At 34.4% G+C, this 23746-nt stretch carries 23 protein-coding genes and 3 tRNA genes; 10 read left to right on the forward strand and 16 right to left on the reverse strand.

Going from position 1 to position 23746, the window contains the following annotated elements:
• Positions 1-12 precede the first annotated feature (12 nt).
• The 6 genes from PL77_RS04920 to PL77_RS04945 all read right to left on the reverse strand — a co-directional run bounded on the left by PL77_RS04920 (position 13) and on the right by PL77_RS04945 (position 5661).
• Positions 13-1179, reverse strand: a complete 1167-nt coding sequence (locus PL77_RS04920; protein ID WP_044202310.1) for an efflux RND transporter periplasmic adaptor subunit — start codon at positions 1177-1179, stop codon at positions 13-15.
• 17 nt (positions 1180-1196) lie between these two features.
• Positions 1197-2609, reverse strand: a complete 1413-nt coding sequence (locus PL77_RS04925; RefSeq protein ID WP_044202311.1) for a TolC family protein — start codon at positions 2607-2609, stop codon at positions 1197-1199.
• On the reverse strand, positions 2606-3250 hold the full coding sequence (locus PL77_RS04930; RefSeq protein WP_044202313.1) for a TetR/AcrR family transcriptional regulator: 645 nt from the start codon (positions 3248-3250) through the stop codon (positions 2606-2608). Before PL77_RS04930 ends, PL77_RS04925 begins: the two co-directional genes overlap by 4 nt.
• Before the next feature lie 344 nt (positions 3251-3594).
• Entirely contained in the window at positions 3595-4032 is a 438-nt protein-coding gene (locus PL77_RS30270; protein ID WP_052444183.1) for a hypothetical protein, read from the reverse strand.
• Positions 4033-4053: 21 nt separating this feature from the next.
• A complete protein-coding gene (locus PL77_RS04940; RefSeq protein ID WP_044202314.1) occupies positions 4054-4518 on the reverse strand; it encodes a DUF4920 domain-containing protein in 465 nt (154 codons plus the stop codon).
• 216 nt (positions 4519-4734) lie between these two features.
• Positions 4735-5661, reverse strand: coding sequence for a peptidylprolyl isomerase (locus tag PL77_RS04945; protein WP_052444184.1), 927 nt, complete (start codon positions 5659-5661; stop codon positions 4735-4737).
• A 468-nt stretch (positions 5662-6129) separates the two neighbouring features.
• Between PL77_RS04945 and PL77_RS04950 the strand changes: the two genes are divergently transcribed.
• Positions 6130-6543 (forward strand): response regulator, encoded by a 414-nt coding sequence (locus PL77_RS04950; RefSeq protein ID WP_156152245.1) that lies wholly within the window; start codon positions 6130-6132, stop codon positions 6541-6543.
• A gap of 67 nt (positions 6544-6610) precedes the next feature.
• On the opposite strand, the gene fabD is transcribed toward PL77_RS04950, so the two are convergent.
• From fabD to PL77_RS04980, 6 genes are all read right to left on the reverse strand, one after another.
• Complete coding sequence (gene fabD, locus PL77_RS04955) at positions 6611-7480, reverse strand: ACP S-malonyltransferase (RefSeq protein ID WP_044202316.1); 870 nt, start codon at positions 7478-7480, stop codon at positions 6611-6613.
• A 207-nt stretch (positions 7481-7687) separates the two neighbouring features.
• Positions 7688-7761: transfer RNA gene (locus tag PL77_RS04960), tRNA-Asn, on the reverse strand.
• A 16-nt stretch (positions 7762-7777) separates the two neighbouring features.
• Positions 7778-7851 (reverse strand) — tRNA-Asn (locus tag PL77_RS04965).
• A gap of 19 nt (positions 7852-7870) precedes the next feature.
• Positions 7871-7944: transfer RNA gene (locus PL77_RS04970), tRNA-Asn, on the reverse strand.
• 157 nt (positions 7945-8101) lie between these two features.
• Entirely contained in the window at positions 8102-8704 is a 603-nt protein-coding gene (gene yihA / locus PL77_RS04975; protein WP_044202318.1) for a ribosome biogenesis GTP-binding protein YihA/YsxC, read from the reverse strand.
• Positions 8705-8831: 127 nt separating this feature from the next.
• Positions 8832-10160 carry a discoidin domain-containing protein gene (locus PL77_RS04980; RefSeq protein WP_044202319.1) on the reverse strand — a complete coding sequence of 443 codons (1329 nt, stop codon included), beginning with the start codon at positions 10158-10160 and terminating at the stop codon, positions 8832-8834.
• Positions 10161-10356: 196 nt separating this feature from the next.
• On the opposite strand from PL77_RS04980, the gene PL77_RS04985 reads away from it, so the two are divergent.
• Both PL77_RS04985 and PL77_RS04990 read left to right on the forward strand, forming a co-directional pair.
• Positions 10357-11721, forward strand: coding sequence for a saccharopine dehydrogenase family protein (locus tag PL77_RS04985; RefSeq protein ID WP_044202320.1), 1365 nt, complete (start codon positions 10357-10359; stop codon positions 11719-11721).
• 147 nt (positions 11722-11868) lie between these two features.
• Complete coding sequence (locus PL77_RS04990; protein ID WP_044202322.1) at positions 11869-12507, forward strand: MarC family protein; 639 nt, start codon at positions 11869-11871, stop codon at positions 12505-12507.
• A gap of 72 nt (positions 12508-12579) precedes the next feature.
• Here PL77_RS04990 and PL77_RS04995 read toward each other — a convergent pair whose 3' ends face one another.
• Entirely contained in the window at positions 12580-13233 is a 654-nt protein-coding gene (locus tag PL77_RS04995; RefSeq protein ID WP_044202533.1) for a DUF1349 domain-containing protein, read from the reverse strand.
• 147 nt (positions 13234-13380) lie between these two features.
• Positions 13381-13977 (reverse strand): hypothetical protein, encoded by a 597-nt coding sequence (locus tag PL77_RS05000; RefSeq protein WP_044202324.1) that lies wholly within the window; start codon positions 13975-13977, stop codon positions 13381-13383.
• Between the two features lie 236 nt (positions 13978-14213).
• Here PL77_RS05000 and PL77_RS05005 point away from each other — a divergent pair, with 236 nt between their 5' ends.
• Positions 14214-14585: a hypothetical protein gene (locus PL77_RS05005; protein ID WP_044202325.1), complete on the forward strand. Its 372-nt coding sequence runs from the start codon at positions 14214-14216 to the stop codon at positions 14583-14585.
• A 448-nt stretch (positions 14586-15033) separates the two neighbouring features.
• On the forward strand, positions 15034-16881 hold the full coding sequence (locus tag PL77_RS05010; RefSeq protein ID WP_044202328.1) for a PAS domain-containing sensor histidine kinase: 1848 nt from the start codon (positions 15034-15036) through the stop codon (positions 16879-16881).
• Positions 16882-17015: 134 nt separating this feature from the next.
• Here PL77_RS05010 and PL77_RS05015 read toward each other — a convergent pair whose 3' ends face one another.
• Entirely contained in the window at positions 17016-17798 is a 783-nt protein-coding gene (locus PL77_RS05015) for an outer membrane beta-barrel protein (RefSeq protein ID WP_044202329.1), read from the reverse strand.
• A gap of 376 nt (positions 17799-18174) precedes the next feature.
• On the opposite strand from PL77_RS05015, the gene rpsL reads away from it, so the two are divergent.
• The 4 genes from rpsL to rpsJ all read left to right on the forward strand — a co-directional run bounded on the left by rpsL (position 18175) and on the right by rpsJ (position 21690).
• Positions 18175-18549 carry a 30S ribosomal protein S12 gene (gene rpsL / locus PL77_RS05020; protein WP_044202330.1) on the forward strand — a complete coding sequence of 125 codons (375 nt, stop codon included), beginning with the start codon at positions 18175-18177 and terminating at the stop codon, positions 18547-18549.
• A 102-nt stretch (positions 18550-18651) separates the two neighbouring features.
• The gene (rpsG, locus tag PL77_RS05025) at positions 18652-19134 is read left to right on the forward strand and encodes a 30S ribosomal protein S7 (RefSeq protein ID WP_044202332.1); all 483 of its coding nucleotides are present in this window, start codon (positions 18652-18654) and stop codon (positions 19132-19134) included.
• A 6-nt stretch (positions 19135-19140) separates the two neighbouring features.
• The gene (fusA, locus tag PL77_RS05030) at positions 19141-21279 is read left to right on the forward strand and encodes an elongation factor G (protein WP_044202334.1); all 2139 of its coding nucleotides are present in this window, start codon (positions 19141-19143) and stop codon (positions 21277-21279) included.
• Positions 21280-21384: 105 nt separating this feature from the next.
• Entirely contained in the window at positions 21385-21690 is a 306-nt protein-coding gene (gene rpsJ, locus PL77_RS05035) for a 30S ribosomal protein S10 (protein WP_044202335.1), read from the forward strand.
• A gap of 76 nt (positions 21691-21766) precedes the next feature.
• Here rpsJ and PL77_RS05040 read toward each other — a convergent pair whose 3' ends face one another.
• On the reverse strand, positions 21767-22726 hold the full coding sequence (locus tag PL77_RS05040; RefSeq protein WP_044202337.1) for a FecR domain-containing protein: 960 nt from the start codon (positions 22724-22726) through the stop codon (positions 21767-21769).
• Positions 22727-23089: 363 nt separating this feature from the next.
• Here PL77_RS05040 and PL77_RS05045 point away from each other — a divergent pair, with 363 nt between their 5' ends.
• Entirely contained in the window at positions 23090-23542 is a 453-nt protein-coding gene (locus PL77_RS05045; RefSeq protein ID WP_044202338.1) for a hypothetical protein, read from the forward strand.
• The last annotated feature ends 204 nt before the right edge of the window (positions 23543-23746 follow it).

The following is a 23746-nucleotide window of genomic DNA, read 5'->3' on the forward strand; positions in this document are numbered from 1 at the left end:
GTCTGCTCAAAATTAAATTTGATAATCAACAACTCTAACTTGCTCACCATTGATCACTTCAGAATAACCCTTATTAATTACTCTCATACCTGCTTTAATACCAGATGTGATCATAGTATTTCCTTTGTAAGATTTACCTGTTTCAATATCAACTTTTCTCACAACATTCTGCTTACCCTCTTTGTTTTCAAGGATGTAAGTAAATGTTTCTCCATTAGTATTTTTCTGAACAAGGTTACTTGGAATTGCCACTGCACCCTCTTGAGAGAAATCATTGATTGTAACCACCGCCATTGTATTAGGCTTGATGTCTAATCCTTTTTCAGAAACGCGCATACGGATTTTGAAAGTTCTATTTAATTGATTGATAGTTTGTCCTACTACATCAACTTTCATTTCTCTTTCAATTTCCAACATTGGGAACTTTACTTTTACTTTATCTCCTCTTTTTACAACTCTACTGTAAGCTTCAGAAACATCAGCAACTACTTCAATATTTGAGATATCTACTAAACGAGCATAAGGTTGGCCTGCAGGTCCCATTTCACCTTCTTTCATAAAGATTTCATCTACTCTACCAGAAATAGGAGCAATGATATAGCCTTTGTTTTCCTGCTCTTTTAAGCTTTCTAATTTCGCTTCTAATGACTCTTTATTATTTTTTGCTTGAAGGTATTGTACTTCTGAACCGATACCTTGCTTCCACAATTTATCTTGCTTTTCATAAAGTACTTCCGCTAACTCTAAGCTTGTTTTTACTTCGTCAATCTGCTTTTGTACTAACTCAACATCTAACTTAGCTAAGTATTGTCCTCTTTTTACAAAAGCACCTTCTATAACATATCTCTTTAAAATACGACCTGTTGTCTCTGGTGCTACTACTACATTTCTGTTCGAAGTAACATCTCCAGGAACGTCCACATAATGATTGAAAGTGGCTGCATTAACATTAAAAACTGTAACAGGTTTTAAGGTATTAACTTCAGCTTTAGGTCCACCTAATTCTTTAATTTCTGCTTCTAATGTATGAATATCACTTTCCAACTTTACTAATTGCTGTTGATATTCTATTAATTGAGCTTTTTTTGCTTCTATTGAATTTTCGTCTTCTCCACCACCGCAGGCAGATACAACCGAAGCAACTGAAAGTAATGTGATTAATTTATATCTTGATAACATATCTATTTTTTCTATTTTTATTTTTCGTTATTCAACTTTAATGTCTTTTGATCCTTTTCAAAATCTTCACTATCAACGTACTCTAATAGACGTCCATTCGCTTTTTCGTAAGATAATTTTGCTATTAATACTTCGTAGAGAGAGTTGTAAAATGTATTAGCAGCAGCTGCGTAATCTTGTGAAGAGGTTGTCACTTCTACTGAAGATCCCACACCATTCTTAAACTTAATCTGAGTATTTGTATAAACTTTTTCAGCTACACCCATGTTTTTCTCCTGTAAATTAAGCGTCGCCATGTTTGTTTCATAAACAATACGAGACTGTTCTTGCTCAATAGAGATCTGACGTTCTAAATCAATACGAGTATTAAGTAATTGTTGACCTTTAAGTTTCTTTTGTTCTATAATTTTCTTACGAGAAAAACCATCAAATACTTTCAAACTCAAAGTAATTCCAATATTTGCAAAATCACCTCCATCATCATATAATCCTTGTAACTCTCTTCCACCTGCGTTAAAACCATATCCGCCAAATGCATATAATTTTGGCCAATATTCAGCCTTGGTAGATCTAATATCAAAATCATTTAATTTGATGTTAGTCTGTAGGATTGAATATTCAATTCTATTTTTAGCAACTGCTAAATCAGTAGGCGTTACAATAAAGTCTCTGAAATCTTCTAATTTCTCAGCTAGCTCCATTGATGCATTGATATCCATTCCCATCTGAAACTTCAATAATTTTTCAGCGATCACATTCATTTGTTTTGATTGTGTTTCCTGAATCACCATACTATTGTAGTTAACCTCGATTCTATTCAGTTCAGTCTCTTCTACCATACCCGCTTCATACATTGCTTTGGTTTCGTTGTAAAGACCTTCTAAAATTTCTCTATTCTCAATAATTAGATCTAAAAATTCTCTTTGTACTAGAACGTAGTAGTAAGCTTGAGTTACAGCTTCTGCTACATCAATTTTAGAACGGATTAATTCCTTTGAAGCTAACTCAGTGTAAACTTTTGCAGCTTGAACACCAATAAAAAATGTTCCATCAAAAATTAATTGTGAAGCTTTTAACTGAAGACTAGAGTTGTACTTTGTTCCAAATTCAGCACCTATAATATCTGAATTAGGGTCAGTGAAATCTGATGGAATAAATACTCTTTGAATTTTAACATTATCAATTAGTTGACCTTCAAAATCAATTTGTGGTAAACCAATAGAAATAATTTCTCCTACTTTAGCTTGAGAGATGCCCTGTTCTAAAACAGCATTTTTAATTGTACCTGTATTTTGGAAAGCATAGTTGATACAATCTTGCACACTAAATAATGGCACACCTTGTACATTAGTGGTTGTTTGTTGTGCAGACAGTTGTAAACTAAAAAATAAGCTTAAAAAAGCTACGATCCATTGAAGGACGTTTTTCATAAGTTTGTAGTTTGTGATTCTTGACTAATAAATTCGTTTAGGTATTGATCCAATAATTTGACACCATTTGGAGTGGCAATACCTCTAATAAAGTGTTTGAATAATTCCACTTGTAGCTTGGCTACTGGAAACCGGTCATGTGGGAATACAGAAGTATCAAAAGCGACCTCTACTTGCCACATTCTCATTAAAACTAACATTTCCACATCAATATCATCATAGAAATGTCCTTCGGAACTCCCTTGCTTGATGATTGATATTAAAGTTTCATGAAAGCACCCTTCTTTATGGCATTCGTATTTATCCCATACTTCAGGATAAAACTTCTTCAAGTCCATAAAAACTGAAGGATTAATCGCACGCATTCTTTCATAAAAGAAATAAAATATCTTAGCCAGTTTGAAAACACCATCCTGGTCTAATTTCCCTACTCCTTCTATAAATTTTGAGTCCTCTTCCATATAAAAAGAAAGAGTAAATTCGATAAGTTCTTTTTTATTTCTAAAGACATTATACAAGGTTTTTTTTGACATGCCCAATTGCTCAGCAATGTCTGACATTGTCACTCTTTTGAGCCCTAAACCTTGAAATTGTTTTCGTGCTACTTCAATGATACGAAGACGTAATTGATCATTTACCACGACAGATATGATTGACTATTTAGTTAGAGTATGATAAAAGTTAAGATGAAATGAATTGTCATTAGGCACCTGTAATTAAATGAGTTTCATAATTAATTAGATGTTTAATTGACGAGACAAACATAAGGAAACCCAAAGTAATAAAAAAGTTTCCATGGTTTTATTTTACTTAATTTTAAAAAATATTCCATGGAAACTATTGTTTTGTTAAAATTCACATTTGTTTAATTGAAAATGAGTTGAATTTATTCGATAACACTGCACTTCAAACACATGAGTTTGAAAAAAGTTTAATAAAAAAAAGAGGTGAAGTTTTGAATGCTTCACCTCTTTCATTTTATCAATTATATCTTATCGAGATACAACTTCTTAATTCTCACATTTGGCCCAGGACATTGCGTCTCATGACAATTGACACACAATGAAACGGTATTATTAAAAAACTCCATTTGTCCTTCCAAAGGAATCTCTTTTTGCTGAGCTACATGTTTGATAAACATTGCTGCTTTTTGCTGGTAATCTTTTGTCGCTGTTTTTCCTTCTTCTGTTGGTACTGCAGTCAAAATATGTCCCACATCCAAAGCAATATTGTTCAATGATTCACCTTTAAGTATTGCACTTCTTTGTGCTTCCATTTGATCTGTTGCTCCACGCATCAACCATGCTAATTCAGAACCTCCATTAGGATACCTTGAAGATACTTTTTCTTTGGGTTGCTGGCAACGAACAAAAGAGAGTAGGATAAAACTGATAGAAGCTACAATAGAAATGTACTTTTTCATTTTCAACACTATTATGACGACTTAGTTTTCAATGGCTACACCTTCTGCCATAAAAGTATATTTTACTTCAGGAGCATCAATTTTAGCAATCTCCTCTTCTGATTTCCCTGCATCTTCTGCATAGTGCTTTAACGTCGGTACATCAATGACCTCTTTTTTAGCCACACCTTTAATGACCGCCTTTTTCCCAGCTGCATCTTTTGGAACAAAAAATTTGTAATCTTTGAATTTCACAAAGACATCTTTTTCTCCTTCACCCATTGGCATGGTCAACCAACATCCTTTTTTCTGACAAACACCTGTAATTTCGCCTTCCAATTGTACGTTCACAGTTTCTTCTTGTCCTAGTTTTGACTTTAATGCTGAAGAGGCAATAGCATTTTCGATTTCAAAAGTATCTCCAAAATAAGCTACATCTTGAGATTTTTTTTGTTCACAGCTGAAAAACAACAGCAATGAAATCAAGGCTAAATGAATAGATTTCATGTTAGTAAGTAATATGTTTATAATTAAATTAGTTATTTCAGTACCATTCCTAGTACTTAACAAAGGTAAGTACTAATACAAAACTATTTAATACGAATCCCTATTATTGTTTTGCAATTTCTAATTAGACAATTGACTTTTAATCTGTAATTAGACCATCATTTAGTAGTACCTCCATCGGCCTTGAAGGTAACATTAAGTTAGTTTACGATGTACTTAATGAATTTTCTTCAAAAGTTGCTCTACATAAACTGAGGGAACTTCTTCTACTGTAATAGACATTTTAATATCCTCTAAAGGTCTATTTTGAGGATTTACTTTTTGCGCAGCAATTTTATCAATGACTTCCAGCCCTTCCACCACTTGTCCTAATACTGTATATTCTCTATCAAGGAAAGGTGCTCCACCGTATTTTGTATATGCAATACGCTCTTTTCTTGTTGGCTTTTCGATCAGCTGCACCTCATACTTTTTCTCCATCATAGGAATACATTTCTTCATTAGTCGTTTTTGACCTGCCACATCCCCTCTTTCTCCTAATTGTACATAAGCCTGATTAATTCTAGAATATTCTGGATCTTCAATCAAAGAAGAAAAATATTGATTCACTCTTTTATAATCTGTTTTGGAATCATAAAGGCTCTCTTTTGTATATTTTTTTCCATCTACAATATAAAACTGACAACCACTTGATTTTTTATCTGGATTAGAAGGACCTCCTTTTCTTGCCATTGCCAATGCTCCTTTCTGATGAAAATACTTGTAATTGATTTCTGCAGGCAAAAGGTCTCCTATTTCTCCCCTTCCAAGATTTTCATTTTCATCCGCAAATCTTGAATCAGGATCACCTCCTTGTATCATAAAACCGTTAATTACTCGATGGAATAATAAACTGTCATAATAATGTTGGCGGACCAATTTTATAAAGTTTTCTCTATGAATCGGCGTCTCTTTATAGAGAACTATCTTCATTGCTCCATATTCTGTCGTTAGGGTTAATAAAAAGTCATCATTAGGATCTTCTACCTCTGTAGCCACTTTTTTGTCCTCTTCCCAATCACCATTTTGAGATTTTGAACAAGAAAAACCTATTAAACTGACCAGTATTAGATATAAAAAAGCTGTTTGTAATTTTTTTTTCATTTTTTTCTCTGTCGGATATATTGTTTTCGACTTTTTGTCGTTATAAAAATAAATGCTTAGTAATCAGACTGAATAACTTATGATTGTTATTCGCTATTTTTTTGTAATTACAACGCTCAAAATGCATGATGACTAGAAACTCTAATCATTTTTTAAGGTAGTGATATCAAAGCAATAGTAATCAAAAAGTTTATCTGATTACAAAATACTCATCATAAATAAATTTACGTTGTATTATTTATTTATCATGTGCGACACGAAGTTAAGGACCAGTTCAGATGTAAACGAAGTTTTACCATTTCTTTTTTTGCCCTATTCTTTATTGGATTATCATTATGTAACCTAGGTTATACTATGTTATCCTATTTTGAGTAGAAGAAAAGTAACCAGCTAAGATTCTCCGTTTCTTTTGTACGAATACTTCATAAATGATAATCAAGACAAGGACCAAGATTAAAATAGCAACTTATGACGATGGCGTTCTCAAACAGCATAGAAAGACCTATGGTACAAAACAAAGCAATAGTGGTTGATAATAATATTATCAATGCGCACTATCTTAAAAAAATCCTCATGGATGAAGGACTAGACATTAATGTGATTACTGAAACAAGTCAATTATTTACACTAGTAGATAATCCATCCGTGAAAATGGTATTTCTGGATTCGGAAACACTCGGAATGTACTTACAAGAGACAATCAACAAACTTCAAGATTACTGTGAAGCAAATGATAGAGAAATTACAATTGTCGGTACAACTCCATATTCTTTAGCAGGTGCTAGAAAAAAACTTTTGAACTTGGGCGTACAGTATGCTTTAAGTACTCCAATTTATAAAAAACACCTTGCTGAGATCTTAAGTGCAAGTATCATTGCATAAAAAAGCACCGTAATAGATCAAACTACTACAGTGCCATTTTTTATTTTGTTTCTACTTATCTCTTCTTCTATAAAGAAGTAGTAGGCATCTTACGGTCTACTTTTTTCACAAGACCTGACAAAACTTTACCTGGTCCACACTCAATAAACTCAGTAACGCCATCAGCGATCATTGCTTGAACAATTTGCGTCCATTTTACAGGAGCAGTCAATTGTGCAATCAAGTTTTCTTTGATTACTGCTGGATCAGTTTGTGGTTTAGCGTCTACATTTTGGTAGATTGGGCATTTTGGAGTGTTCAATACAGTCTCCTCAATAGCCTTTTGTAATTCAGCTTTTGCTGGCTCCATAAATGGTGAGTGGAAAGCACCACCGACAGGAAGTGGTAAAGCTCTTTTTGCTCCCGCTTCTTTTGCAGCTTCACAAGCCTTCTCAATTCCTTCTTTGCTACCAGAAATCACCAATTGACCTGGGCAATTGTAGTTAGCAGGTACTACACCTTCAACACCTTCACATACTTTTTCTACATCCTCATCTGAAAGGCCTAAGATAGCAGCCATTGTAGAAGGATTCATTTCACATGCTTTTTGCATCGCTGCAGCTCTTTTTGCTACTAATTGTAAAGCATCTTCAAAGTTTAATGCTCCACAAGCTACTAAAGCAGAAAATTCACCAAGAGAGTGTCCAGCAACTACGTCAGGAGTAAACTCTTCTGCACATAATGCAGTGATTACCGAATGAAGAAATACAGCAGGTTGTGTAACGTTTGTTTGTTTTAATTCTTCTGCAGTACCTTCAAACATTACGTCAGTGATACGGAAACCAAGAATATCATTGGCTTTTTCAAAAAGTGCTTTAGCCTCTTCATTTGAGTCATATAGCTCTTTACCCATACCAGTAAACTGAGCTCCTTGTCCTGGGAATACGTATGCTTTCATATAAAATATCTTTATTGGTTGATAACAATATTCATCAGTATTTCACCTCAAAAAGGTAGAAAATACATGGTCTAAAAAAATTGCAACGGCAAAGATAAATGATTTATCCTCTTTGTCTTATGATTTAAATAACATAATGGATTGATTTTGGGAATTTCTATCATCTTTGGGCAACAAAAAAGCCTTAACATTTCTGCTAAGGCTTTGCTCTCCTTCTTGGACTCGAACCAAGGACCCTCTGATTAACAGTCAGATGCTCTAACCAACTGAGCTAAAGGAGAAAATTATTTTATGGAGCTCCTCTTCTTGGACTCGAACCAAGGACCCTCTGATTAACAGTCAGATGCTCTAACCAACTGAGCTAAAGAGGAATGAATTTGAATAAATTTGCTCTCCTTCTTGGACTCGAACCAAGGACCCTCTGATTAACAGTCAGATGCTCTAACCAACTGAGCTAAAGGAGAAGATATTTCAAATTCTGCTTTATTTGTGGAACGTTTTTCCTTTAAAGCGTGGCAAAAGTAGTAGCATTTTTTGAATTTGCAAAATCATTAAATAAAAAAAATGCTAATTAATTTAAATTCTACTGATTTTCAGCTCTAAAAAGATTGAAGTTTTTTTTTAAGACTCCCAATATCCGTTGATTTCTCCAATATAACTTCTCAAATCATTGACACCAGTTTTGTCCTCTGAAGAGGTAATAAACATAGGAGGAAACTCTTCCCACTGCTTTTTTAACTCTCTTTTATAAGTGGCCACTGCTTTGCTGATCTTTCCTTGGCCTAATTTATCGGCTTTTGTAAAAATAATAGCAAACGGCAATTCTTTCTCTCCCATCCATGCCATAAAATCCAAATCGTTTTTCAACGGCTCGTGACGGATATCTACCAAAACAAAAGTACACATCAAGTTTTCTCTCGAAGCAAGGTACTTCTTCACCATACGCATAAACTTCTCTCTCTCCGTTTTACTCACCTGTGCGTATCCATACCCTGGAAGGTCACATAAATACCATTCATTATTAATAATAAAATGATTGATCAATTGTGTCTTACCTGGTGTAGATGATGTTTTTGCTAATTTCGTTTTTCCCGTAAATGCATTAATTAATGAAGACTTACCCACATTGGATCTTCCGATAAATGCATATTCAGGAATTTTAGGTTCAGGACATTTTGCAACATCCGTATTACTTGTCACAAATTCAGCTTCTTTGATTTTCATGCTTCTTTTACTTTGTTTTGAAATGCAAAGGTAAGAGTAATGATTTAAGAATGAATCATTAAGAATAAAGAGTGAAGAGTGAAATTTGTTAATATAGTTTTCAAAGTATAATTATTCCACTTCTACTCTATTGATTACTTTCTTTATGATAGCCATAAAAGAAGACTTCAGAAATACATGTATCATCATATTTTGCTCCTTTATAAATATCCTTAATTATGATTTTAACCTTTCTTGTATGCTCTGCTACTTCAAAAAGTTCATCATTATCATATTGTAACCCTGGATCATAATCAGTGTAAATAAGATCTATATCTGAATAGATGCTATTTTCATCTATTACTTTATAGCAACTATTAGGAAAAATATAACTATGATCATGATCGCTTTCATAAAAATGTCTCTCATTTAAAAAGACGTTTACACTCTTTAGTTTTCCATTATTCTCATAAGTACTCTTATTTTTTGCATAACCATTTAATACACCTACACCAGTGATAATAACATTCTCCTTAAACTCAAACTCAATCCATTCATCAATTCCACCACCCGAAACTCCTTCGACCCATGCTGTATTTTTATCTCGATCCAATAAGTATTCTTTCTTATAGTTTCCTTGGAGTTGGGATGACACTGAAACCTTAGTAACTATGTTGTTGGGTAAATAATTATCTGTATCCAACCTTCTTTTGTGTTTACTTATATCATATTTAACACTCAACTTCCTTCCTTTGGGATTAAAATTTTGACAGTCCACATGAATTAGGTTTTCATCATAAATTACACCATCAACACCCTGTAATTCAATATTATCAACACATAAAAAATCGGGTACTTTTAATTTAAATGAGAATTCATCAATAACTCCATCTCCCCAAAAACCACAAGGAGCAATGTCATAAAGAAACAATCGGTCGGAGAAAAAAGAAAAATAGTTTAGACCTGCAGGGTAATTCGAGTAATTCGTTTTGATTCTGTATTCCACCTTCAATTCTTGAGTCCCTTCTTTTTCAAAATCCAGTGTAGTAATAAACCATTTCCGAGAAACGATGCCTTTTCCATTTCCATATGCTCTATAAACTTGACTCTCGATACTGTCTTCTTCTACAATTCTATACTTTAATTTTTCATCTTTGAATAGGTATTTGAAACCTGATACATAATTCAAATTTGGAATATAATACCCATCAGGGGGTAAATAATCGACAGGAAAGCCGTACTCTACTTTTTCTTTCTGTCCTTCATTTTTAAATAAATATCTTACTTTCACCAAACAATCATCTCCTAGGATCTTAACTTCTAAATCTTCTTTTAGGACTCTAATTTTTTCATTATTAATTAGTTTGATAGCTCCTGACTGTTGAACATAAGATCCTTCAATTGGTCCTCCATTCGAAAGAACAGAAAATGATCTTAATACTAACAAGAAAAAGAAAATTGCTTTTTTCATCATCATAAATTCTAGTTTGCGTCACTCACGATAGTTTACTAATAATTAATGCGATACGAAAATAACAGGCCAAACTCAAAAAATAATAAAATGTATTTATTACACTAATTTAAATTTTCCTTTCAACCAAAACTTAAATCCTCTATTTTTACCCTACCATATAAACACTATCAGTGTACTTCGATACACCAAATAAACACTTATGAAAACAATTATCATTTTAGGTGCAGGACGTTCTGCATCCTCATTAATCCATTATTTATGTGGCCACGCAGCTACCAATGAGTGGCAGATAAAGGTAGGAGACTACCAAAAAGAGCTAGCAGACGAGAAGATCAAAGGGTTTGAAAATGTAGCTTCTGCTTTTCAATTTGATATCAATAATGAAGAACATCGTGAAACCTATATTTCACAAGCTGATATAGTAGCCTCACTACTTCCTGCCCGTTTCCATATAGAAGCAGCAAAAGTTGCCGTAAAACATGGAGTACCTTTAACTACCGCTTCTTATATCACTGAAGAAATGCAGGCTTTGAGTGAAGAAGCTAAGAAGAAAGGAATTATTCTCTTGAATGAAATTGGACTAGACCCTGGTATAGATCATATGTCAGCCATGAAAATGATTGAGGAGGTAAAAGATAAAGGTCATTCTATCGAAGGATTTGAATCTTTTACAGGAGGTCTCGTTGCTCCTGAGTCTGATAATAACCCTTGGAATTACAAGTTCACCTGGAACCCTCGTAATGTAGTTTTAGCTGGTCAAGGTGGTGCCGTACGCTTTCTTCATAATGGAAAACATAAATACATTCCTTATAATAAGGTATTCCGTAGAACAGAGCGAATTGAGATTGAAGGCTATGGGAAATTTGAAGGTTACGCTAATAGAGATTCTTTAAAGTATGTTGAAAAATACGGTTTGGAGGGCGTTCCCACCGTTTATAGAGGTACTTTAAGGAGACCGGGGTTCTGTAGAGCATGGAACTGCTTTGTTACTTTGGGTGTCACTGATGATAGCTATGAAATGGAAAACACTCAGGATATGACTTATCGTGAGTTTATCAATTCCTTTTTAAGGTATAATCCCAATGATTCTGTTGAATTAAAATTGATGCAATACCTAAAGCTCTCGCAAGATGATCTTGAAATGGAAAAATTGGACTGGCTGGATATTTTTAGTGATAAAAAAGTTGGACTTCCTAAGGCTACACCTGCTCAGATTCTTCAGAAAATTCTGGAAGAGAAATGGCAACTTGCCCCAGAAGACAAAGACATGATTGTAATGTATCATAAGTTATTTTATAAGAAAGGAAATGAAAATATCTTGAGAACGTCACATATGGTGGTTAAAGGTAAAGACCAAACATACACCGCCATGTCAGATACAGTAGGTATTCCTTTGGCTATTGCCACCAAACTGATCTTACAAGGCAAAATCACAAAAACAGGAACTTGCATCCCAATTCATAAAAATATCTATGAACCAGTGTTAGAAGAACTGGAAAGTATGGGGATTACTTTTACAGAACAAGAAGTAGTCATGAGCCCTCAGGAGATGGCTAGTTTATAACTTTCCAAATCAATATCAATCCAATCATAAAGACTTAATCGTAAACTTTCGGTTAGGTCTTTATTTTTAAGGAAAGTAAGTTATGTTTCTTCCTTCATTCTCCTTTACTTTGCACCCAACACACATACAACTCCATAGAATACAAAAATGAACGAAGTTTTTACATATGCCCTTTTGGCATTTACGTCTTTCTTTACGTTGATTAACCCCGTGGGGATTATGCCGGTCTTTATGACCATGACCAATCAACTTTCAAAAGAAGAAAGAAAAAATACGGCATTAAGAGCCTCATTTATTGCATTTTGCTTCCTACTTTTTTTCGCATTGACGGGGCAATCCCTTTTCCGCTTTTTTGGAATTTCAATTGACAGCTTAAGGGTTGTTGGAGGTATGATTTTCTTCTTAGTAGGTTTTGACATGCTTCAAGCACGTTTGGGAAGTGTGAAGGTCACTAAAGATGAAATTCATGAATACGCTAGAGACGTTGCAATTACTCCTTTGGCTATTCCAATTATTTGTGGTCCTGGATCCATTGCTAACTCTATTATTTTAATGGATAATGCTGGAGGCGACCCCATGAAAATTGGAGGACTAATATTGGCAATTTTCGCCGTATTACTAATTACTTGTCTGAGTTTACTTTCTGCCAGTTCTATCATGAAAGTGATTGGTGACACTGGTAATAAATTGATGCTTCGATTAATGGGTTTGATCGTAATGGTCATGGCCGTAGAATTCTTCTTTGCAGGAATTGGTCCATTGATTGAGCGTTTTATTATGAAATAATTCATATCCATAAAACAATAAAGCCATTGAGGTTTCTATCTCAATGGCTTTACTGTTAGAGAAAAAGTACAATTACTCTTTATTTCTCTCCAACCACTCCAATCTTCTCTCATCTGCAAGATGTTTGATTTTAAAATCATCGAAGGTCGCTTCAAAACCATCACCATCTGGGCTTGCCGCCATCATTCCTACCATGACCGGCTTATGATCTGGAAGGTAGGCCAGGTTACTCAAAGTGTATTTCTCACCATCTAGAGAGTAGAATATTTCTACTGCATCTTGTCTTCTAACTGCTTTAATCCAAATTGATTTTGGCTTACCTTCTAATGCAACATAATTCCATGAACTATGTTCGTTAGTGACTACAGCACTGAAGTTATAATCGCCGTCTACATACTCGATTCCTGTTTTAATCCAATGTTTTTCATCAATTCGAAGCATTAAACCCATCTGATCAAAACGTGTTTTGTATGCTCCAGTGATTTTTACTGAGACCTCAAACTCGCCACCTCTTAATTCATACATAAAAGGGCCGTCATCTACCGTGAATCCATAATGGGTTTTCCTCCAATAATCTGTTTGTGGAGTCACCTGCATTTTCAAGGTATTTCCTTCAACACTCCATTTTTCTGGAGCATTAAACCATTGCATTGTATTTAAATTCTGTCCCATAGTGAGTTGAATTATACCTAAAAGAAGGCTTAGGCTTAGTAATAACTTTTTCATTTTAATGGCGTTAATAATTTCTTTCAATTTAGTAAAGAAACGATTTGTATAAATGCAGTTTAAAAACATTAGGACAAAAAAACAGGTGTACATTGTTGCACACCTATTAATTCTTTATAAATCCATATTCTCTCAATATGAAATCTTTTAGTTTACCAAAGATTGTAATTCTTGACTTCTCTCATTTAATTCCTCTTCAGACAATAACTGCCCTTTAAAACGAGGAGCAATCTGGATTTGTGTATGCCATCCACTTCCTACTTTATCTGCATGAATACCATAAGTATAAATTGTAATTTGATTCATGTTATCCACAGTTTGATCAAGATCTTTCTCAAATAACCACTGTTCATCGGATGCCTTGTTTTCTTTCCAACCTTCCGTGGCTGCAATTGTATTCTCTAGGTTTTTCAAATTACTTATCACATCATCAGAATATTGACCTCTAAGTATAATTTCTACTCTTTCTAATTTCCCATCATCATAAATAGGTCGCATGAAAGCATCCTGATCAAAAAACTTCACCGCATAGTCACCGTTTGTTTCGGGCTTTCCATTTAGTTCATTGACAATATAATTTTCAACTGATTCATCCTCCATTGACAAATAGAGTCCCTTGAAAATTTTCACATGACTTTCTGTTTTCACATCAGTCGTTTTCTTTTCACCATCTTCTGGGCTATTCGACGCATAGGAGAATAAAGCCACTAGGGTCAACAAGATTGATAATAGCTGTTTTTTCATTTTCTTATTATTTAAATAGGTAAACAATCATTTTGAACATTGTTATATACCATACGAGCAAATGATATATTCTCCTCTAAATTAAAGTTGATAAATAATATATTTTGAGTAATTTTAAGACACATTAAAGAACAAAATTTAATGACCGGCTTTTTATTCGTGTGTGACTTCTATGCTGACCATTAAAACAATGGGAATGAGCATAGTATATTTTTAAAACATAATTTTTTACTGAAATGAAAAAGTATTTATTTATTCTTGTAGCACTACTTGTAACATTATCATCTTTTGCTCAAAATGGTAAGCCCAACAAGAAACAACAGAGAGCAAAACAGTTTTCAGAAGAAGTTGCTGAAAAGTTCGAGCTAGATGAAGCCAAAACAAAAGAGGTGTATGAGTTAAAACTAACTCAAATGAATGCATCGGGTAAAATCTCGAAAAAGAAGAAAAACGGTGAAATCACTGTTGAAGAGGCAAAAGCTCAAACAAGAAAAATCAATAAAGAAACAGTGAACGCAATGATGAAAGTTTGTGGAGAAACTGATAGAAAAGCTTTTTCTTCTGAATTAAAAGCGATTAATCAATCACTGAAAAAAGGAGCTCACTAAATAGCATTAGCTTCTGATAAAAATACCTCCTCTACTTTTTAATAGTACAGGAGGTGTTTTTTTATGGACAAAAAAATCATGTACAAATACAATTCAAAGTGTAAATAATTAATCAAGTATTTACGAAAGATAAAGTAGTACTTTTAAAACTATTCGGTGAATACACTTCCTCTTAATTTTTAATTGTTCTTGAAACTAATTATTTTGATTATTATACCACTGCAAAATATTTTCTATGATTTGTGCTTTAAAATTAGTTCATCTAAGGCACTATCTAAATTTATTTTGGCGTTATACTAAAAAGAAACTGAAGGATTAAAGATAAACTATTTCTGATTGGATACTCATAACTTTAATAATGGGGGCAACACTATTAATTATCAGTATACTCATGTCATTTATAAGGTTTGCTTAATCGAGAGATGTTAACCTATAAACTATTTCAATTGTGGATTCTCAACTTGCTATTCTCAAGAACCTCTCTGAAGCATTAATCATGGTCAACCAAGAAGGTATCATCGAATTTGCAAACGATGCTATTACCGGAACGTTAGGCTTTAAACCAGAAAACCTAATCGGAAGGCCAATGTCTGTATTAATGCCTGAAAACACTATTCTTGGGCATAAACAGAAATTTGACTCCTTTTTCCATAAACCAAAAACTAGGAAAATGGGAAACACGGATCCCATCCGAATAAAACATCAAAATGGGAGTATCATCAATGTAGAAATTTCTTTAAGCAGCGTTAAAATTGATGGTGAAAGAAAAGCCATTGCTTTAATTGTTGACTTTAGTCGATTCTTCAAATACAAAAACCCCTTACGAGAAAAGCTTGAACTCTATTATTCATTAATTGAACACAATACAGACCACCTATTTCAAATCGATCGAGAATTTAAAATTAATTATATCAACCATGTTTCTCCAGGTTTATCAAGAGACAAAGTAATGGGAGCCTACCTTTTGGATTTACTCCCAAATGATTACACAAAAGACATGGTCAAAAATATACTCAATTCTGTCTTTGAAACAGGTGTTGCACAATCCTATGAGATTGATTTCCCTTCCCCCCTAGGAGCTCTACATTATGCCACAACTGTTACTCCAGTCATTAAAAACGGAGAGATCTTTCGCTTAAATTTAATTACTAGAAATGTAACTAACGATTACAACATCAAGAAGCAACTACTCGAAAGAAAAAACTTTATTGAAAAAGTAGACAGAAACTCCTTAAATGGTATCTATATCTATAATTTCGAAACCTCAACAACTGAATATGTCAATTCAAAGTATAGCGAAATTTTTGGTTATTCTAAGGAAGATATTAACAAGATGACCAAAGAAGATTTCTTTTCTTTGTTTCATACCAACGACAGGGAGGATGTTATACAACACCTCAAAAATATCAGGCATTCCAAAGAAGGACAGTTTTTTACAATTAAATACAGGATTAAGACGAAGAAAGGAGATTGGGTTTGGTGTATTTCGCGTGATAGTGGATTTGAATATGATGAAAATGGAAAACCTACATCATTTATAGGTGCTTTTATTGATATTACTGAAACTAAAAAAATTGAAATTGAGCTTCTCAAAAAAAATAAAGAAGTAGAAAATTTTGTTTACCATGCCTGTCATGACATCAAGTCTCCTATCAATAGTATTTCACAATTGATCGATTTATCTCTTGAAGACAGCAAAAACAAAGAAGAGCTAGAATTGATTGATAAATCGATAAAAAGGCTAAAAAACCTTGTGATATCTTTGTTAGACTTTGGTAATGAGAGCGTATTCAAAAAAGCAGAACTTGTTTCTCTTGATGACTTGATTGACAACGTTATGGATGACCTCAAAATTGATATTGACGCATCTTCAAGCCAAATAATCAGGGAAGATGAACTCCCCAAAATCAACTGCTACAAGCTAGGTATCTATCAAGTATTTCTCAATCTGATTGCCAATGCGATCAAATTTAGAAATGGAACTACTCACCCTGTGATTACTATCAAAGCCTATTCCCAAGTTCAACACTGGAAGTTTACAGTAACTGATAATGGCATTGGTATTCGTGAAGATAAAAAAGACGCCATATTTGATGCCTTTACTCGTTTACACTCCGAATATGATGGAAGTGGATTAGGGCTAGCAAACTGTAAAAAGGTGATTGACAGACATGGTGGAGATATTTGGGTAGAAAGTAATGAAAAAGAGGGAAGCACATTTGTATTCACTATTTCTAAAGACCTTGACCATTCTCCAAAAAATCTTGAAGTATCAAGTTCACTAGACGATGAATAAACTAATACTCAACGTAGCATGAACTAAGGATGACAAATTCAAAAAAATAAGGTTTGCCCATTTTAATATGAGCAAACCTTATTTTTTACTAATTATTTAGTAATCTGGTCTCTTATAAAAATGTTTTTCACGGCCTAACTTTCAGGGAAAGTATGCTTCTTTTCATACTCAGAATAATAGAATTTTGTATTTCTGAATAAGCTGAAATTCAATGAAACATAAAACACATTTCCAGTCATTTGGTTGTAGCTCATTCTTCTGCCTGGCTCATTTGGATCTATAGTTCCATACATTCCACCTTTGTCTTTATCCCAAGATGAACTAAAATAATTATTAAGGTAGTATTTCATTTTCAGGTTTGTACCGTAAGGAAACTGAATACCTAACATTAAACTATGCTGCACATCTACACGGTCTGAAAACCATACCGAAAACTTATCAATCTTTCTCTCAGAAACAAAAGTTTTTTCCTTGTATTGAATAGGAAGCTCGAACTCGTACCCACCATATACAAACATTCCATGAAGGTTACCTACTTTAAAACCAACAGGAATACCTAAATTGTAAGTACGCACTTTTTTACGAACTGGCCCCGAAAGTTCAGGGTCTTTATATTCATTGGGTACATCAAAAATCATCCCCACATTTCTAACTCCCAAACCAGTGTAAAGTCCAAAGTGAGGACTAAAATCAAAGTTTACTAAAGATTGCCAGTTAAAAACAGGAGCAAAACGAACAACCCCATTATTTAACTCTTGACCATCTATCTTAAGTCCTGTATTACCAGATAAAATAACTTCTAAACCACCTGTAACATATATATCTGTCTTTCTATTTTTTTCATCTTGAGCAAAAATGCTAATGGTGGTAAGCAAGAAGACAGAAGACAGTAATAAAACTTTACGTAAATCGAGCATAAAAATTTTAAGTAAATATTGTTGACACTAATAGCATGTTGTAAGCATACCCAAAAAATGTGTAAAACTATCCTTTACACATTGTAGAGTAAAGTTAGGATAAATAATAGTATTACATACAATAAGTGACAACAAAAAAAATGAAAGGTTGCAGATCTATTTTTATCCATTCAATTTTTCATTAAAACTTTCAAAAAGAGACGTTTAGCTTTTATTAACAGCATTATTAATTAATGATAACACTCTCATAACAAATTGTTTATAATAAGATGTGGATTTCACGTAAATAATTGATACCTTTGCCCACTGTAAAATTTTTGCATTCGAGAATTAATAGTATCGAACGTTAGACGCATTTAAATTAAAAGTTAAGTAAATGCCTACTATTCAACAACTTGTTAGAAAAGGAAGAAAGAAGATTGTTTTAAAATCTAAATCTCCTGCATTAGATTCATGCCCTCAACGTAGAGGTGTATGTACAAGAGTTTATACTACTACGCCTAAGAAGCCTAACTCGGCGATGCGTAAAGTAGCAAGGGTTCGTTTGACTAACGGTAAGGAAGTCAATGCTTATATCCCAGGTGAAGGACACAACTTGCAAGAGCACTCAATCGTTTTGATTCGTGGTGGTCGTATTAAAGATCTTCCGGGTGTGAGATATCACATCGTTCGTGGAGCACTTGATACTGCTGGTGTTGAAGGACGTGGTCAACGTCGTTCTAAGTATGGTACTAAGAAACCTAAGAAGTAATAGATACCTACTTACTTAAAAAAATTAATTAAAGTCCAAGTCCTGAAGTCAAGACATTTTTGTCAGTAAGGGCATCTCTTAAATTATTTATTCTTTAGAGAAATGAGAAAGGCAAAACCTAAAAAGCGCTACGTATTACCAGATCCTAAATTTGGTGATACTATGGTAACAAAATTCGTTAACAACTTAATGGTTGACGGAAAGAAAAGTATTGCATACAGCATTTTCTACAACGCGTTAGAAATCGTTGAGCAAAAACTTTCAAAAGAAGGCGAAACTGTTGACGCATTAGACGTATGGAAGAAAGGTCTTTCTAACGTAATGCCTGCAGTGGAAGTTAAAGCTCGCCGTGTAGGTGGTGCTACTTTCCAAGTGCCAGTAGAAGTACGTCCAGATCGTAAAACGTCACTAGGTATGAAGTGGATGATCACTATGTCTAGAAAGCGTAACGAGCGTACTATGAAAGAACGTTTAGCTGCCGAAATCATTGCTGCTTCTCGTGGAGAGGGTGCTGCAGTGAAGAAAAAAGATGATACTCATCGTATGGCAGAAGCAAATAAAGCATTTTCACACTTTAGATTCTAATAATCCGTGGCTAAGAAGATCCATCTTTCGCACCAAAGGAACATCGGTATCATGGCTCACATCGATGCTGGTAAAACTACGACTACAGAGCGTATCCTTTATTACACAGGTAAATCTCACAAAATCGGTGAGGTACACGACGGAGCTGCTACTATGGACTGGATGGAGCAAGAGCAAGAGCGTGGTATCACTATTACGTCTGCTGCTACAACCACTACATGGAACTACCCTACAGAACAGGGTAAACCAACTCCAGCTTCAGAAGAGTACAAAGTAAACATCATTGACACTCCTGGTCACGTTGACTTCACAGTAGAAGTAGCGCGTTCACTTCGTGTACTTGATGGTGCTGTAGCTCTTTTCTGTGCCGTATCTGGTGTAGAACCTCAATCTGAAACTGTATGGCGTCAAGCTGATGACTACAAGGTACCTCGTATCTGTTTCATCAACAAAATGGACCGTGCTGGTGCAGATTTCTTAAAAGCAGTGAAAACAATTGAAGAGAAATTGGGTGCAACTCCAGTTCCTTTACAATTACCAATCGGTGCTGAAGAAAATTTCAAAGGTGTAGTAGACTTAATTACAAACGAAGCTATCGTTTGGAACGAGGCTGACCAAGGATTTACTTACGAAGTGATCGACATCCCTGCTGACATGGTAGACGAAGTTGCTGAGTGGAGAGAAAACCTTATCGAGGCGGTTTCTACTCACAATGAGGAGTTGATGGAGAAATTCTTCGAAGACCCAGATTCAATTACTGCTGATGAAGTTCGTGCTGCAGTTCGTAAGGCTGTTATGAACATGGAATTCTCTCCAGTAATGTGTGGTTCTGCATTTAAGAACAAAGGTGTTCAAGCACTTCTTGACGCTGTATGTTCTTACTTACCATCTCCACTTGACTTACCTGATACAAAAGGTACTAACCCTGAAACAGGTGAAGAGGAGACTCGTAAGGCAGATGCTTCAGATAAATTCTCAGCGTTAGCATTTAAGATCGCTACTGACCCATTCGTAGGTCGTTTATGTTTCTTAAGAGCTTACTCTGGTACTTTAGAAGCTGGTTCGTATGTATTGAACATGCGTACTGGTAAAAAAGAGCGTATCTCTCGTTTGATGCAAATGCACTCGAACAAGCAGAATCCAATCCCTCAAGTTGAGGCAGGTGATATCTGTGCGGGTGTAGGTTTCAAAGACATCAAAACTGGTGATACTCTTGTTGAGCTTGGTGCTCCAATCGTATTAGAAGAGATGGTATTCCCTGAGCCGGTAATCGGTATTGCTATTGAGCCTAAAACAAAAGGTGACGTAGACAAATTAGGTATGGCTATCGCTAAACTAGTAGAAGAGGATCCAACGCTTACAGTTGAAACTGACCACGAAACTGGTCAAACTATCTTAAGAGGTATGGGTGAGCTTCACTTAGAGATCATCATCGACCGTCTTAAGAGAGAATTCAACGTTGAAATCAACGAAGGTGCTCCTCAAGTTGCTTACCGTGAGGCGATCAAAGGTTCTACTGAACACAGAGAGACTTACAAGAAGCAAACAGGTGGTAAAGGTAAATTCGCCGATATCCAATTCGAACTTGGTCCAGCTGAGCCAGATGAGGATGGTGTTGTTAAGCCAGGTCTTCAGTTTGTTGACGAAATCAAAGGTGGTGTAATTCCAAAAGAATTTATCCCAGCTGTACAAAAAGGTTTCGAAGCAGCTATGGGCAGCGGTGCTTTAGCAGGTTACCCAATCGACGCAATGCGCGTTCGTTTATTCTACGGTTCTTACCATGATGTCGATTCAGATGCTTTATCATTCGAATTAGCAGCTAAATTAGGTTTCAAAGCGGCTTCAAAATCTTGTCAGCCAATCATCCTTGAGCCTATCATGGACGTATCTGTAGTTACTCCAGACGAATACACTGGTGCGGTAATCGGTGATATCAACAAGCGTCGTGGTCTTCCGAAAGGACAAGAGATCTCAAACGGTGCAGTTGTAATCAAAGCTGATGTACCTTTATCAGAGTTGTTCGGTTACGTAACTGACCTTCGTACTATTACTTCAGGTCGTGCATCGGCTTCATTAACTTTCTCTGAGTACAAAGAAGTACCAAGAAACGTTGCTGAAGACGTAATTGCTGAAGCTAAGAAGTAATTATAAATTGTCAATAATCATAAACTTCTGAATCTACAACGGTAGATTCAGAGTTTATGAAATATATAATCCGCTAGTGGACGGCTAGCAATCATAACAAAAGATATGACACAAAAAATCAGAATCAAGCTTAAGTCATACGATCACAACTTAGTAGACAAGTCTGCTGGTAAAATCGTTGAGGCTGTAAAGAAAACAGACGCTGTAGTTGCAGGTCCTGTACCTCTTCCAACAAAGAAAGAAAAATTCACTGTTCTTCGTTCACCACACGTTAACAAGAAATCACGTGAGCAATTCCAACTTTGTACTTACAAGCGTTTGATCGACATCTTCTCGTCTTCTCCAAAGACAGTTGATGCTTTGATGAAGCTTGACCTACCTTCAGGTGTTGACGTAGAGATCAAAGTCTAAGTTCAATAACTGATCATATAAATAACCCCCATGCACTTTTTGTACATGGGGGTTGTTTTTTATCTATCATTTTCATCTATTTTCTATGTTGAAGAAAAACCTTACCTTCAACAAGATGATAGTCCAATGGAACTTGAGCACACAACTGAGTTAGTGCTTTCTCAATGCTATTCTCTTTGAATTTACCTGTAAATATTAAATCTAAGGAATGTAATTCATGTTCTATAATTACATCAAAGTGTTTCTCCATATCTTCAATTACCATTAATAGTGGTGCTTCATAATACGAGAAACTTCCTTCGGTCCATTTTGTGTGAGATATATCTCTTTGCATTGGCAATGAAAGTTGAGTGGTAAATGACTCTAACATTTCTCCGCTTTTTAATGCTAAAGCTTTTTTAGCTGCATTATGTTCTTCTATATAGGATATGGAAGATTTACCTAAGTTTGTCAATTGAAAAATATGCTGATCATCTCTCAAGTCAAATTGCCCACCGTCAGGTACAATCACTACAACTCTATTTGTTTTTACTTCAAAGTTATGATCGCTGTCTCCGTCATCATTTACATTAAACTGAGCATGACCATTAAGATAAATATGCCCATCAAATCCAGTTTTCAAAAACTGTATTGAAGAGCCTTTCTTTAACAGAGCAATAGACCCATCTGGAAAAGTATATTTTAAAACACCTTCATCAGATGTTACTCGTTCTATATCATTGGAGAAAAACCACAAAGTATAAATCCCAACCAAAACACCTACTACCGCTGCAACTCTTGTGATTACCTTTGAATGAATAAACCTTTCAAAAGTATTCGAACGCTCTACCTTAAACTTATTTTTATGAATATCATTTTGTATGTTTTCCCAAGCTTTATCACGAGATGTTTTTGATGTTGGAAGAGAAATAGAGTTGGTGTAGTCTGAAATTTTTTCCAATAGCTTACCGTCTTTATCGTTTGACAGTTCCAAAGATGTTTTCTTACCATCTTTAAAGGCTTCATTACCTTTGCTTATGAAATCATTTTCTGACATAATTAAAATTAAGAGTAGTTAAAATCATCGTTAACATATATTTACTTATACAAGTATACGCAAAAATACCCTACCAAAAAGCACTAAATTATTAGTTATCAATCTAAAAAAAGAGTATTGGGTACTTTCAAACAGCAATGCATTATCAACTCAATCAATCTATTATAAACGCGACAACACTATAAATAGAGAAATAAGAAAACAATGTCGCAAATTTTAAAGAGGAGCAGAATGAAAAAGCAATTTTAATACATCCTAGAACTTTTGCCCTAGTACTTATACACTTTAAAATTAATAATTGTAAATTGTAGTGTTGCATTTTTTAATGCTAATAGGTATTAATACCAACAAAATTTTTTATATATGAATGATGTATGGTTTCAACTAATTCATAATTTTCAACAGTATCTCTGGTGGTGGATTGGCGGTCTTTCACTTTTTACCATTTTACTATGGGTTTATATCTATTTTCCATTTGAAAAGAAAAAGCCAATCAACGAAAATGAATTAGATGATCTATTTAAGGAACTCAAGCAGTCTAAGGACAGTGTATTAAGTGTACTGGAAAATTATCAAGAAATTTTAGATGCCAAGGATAAAGAGCTTAAGGATTATGACACTAGGATTGAGGAACGGGAAAATCATCTTTTATTGATTTCTGATTTACCAGAAGAAATTGAGCTTGAAATAAAATTAAAAGAAAGAAAGCATAACCAAAAAATGCTCTTACTAGGATCAAGTATTGGAATTGTTCTTGGAGGAATAGGAGTATGGGTTTTCCTTAATTGGGAAAGTGTGTTTCAGTTTATATTATAAATACCTTACCAAATAAATAATTACCGGAACAAATATTATCGAGGTCTTTTCAGTGTCTATATTCTATATCATAACAAATGGCTATGCTTTATAAATTTGAGTTCAATAGGATTAGAAAAATAACTGATACTACCTTAATTACTTTTGATCTAGTATATCTCTTAATTTTGAGCAGGTATCTCATCACCAAATTATTTAACTAAC

It is taken from the genome of Flammeovirga sp. OC4, from assembly GCF_000812565.1.
Taxonomy (GTDB): domain Bacteria; phylum Bacteroidota; class Bacteroidia; order Cytophagales; family Flammeovirgaceae; genus Flammeovirga.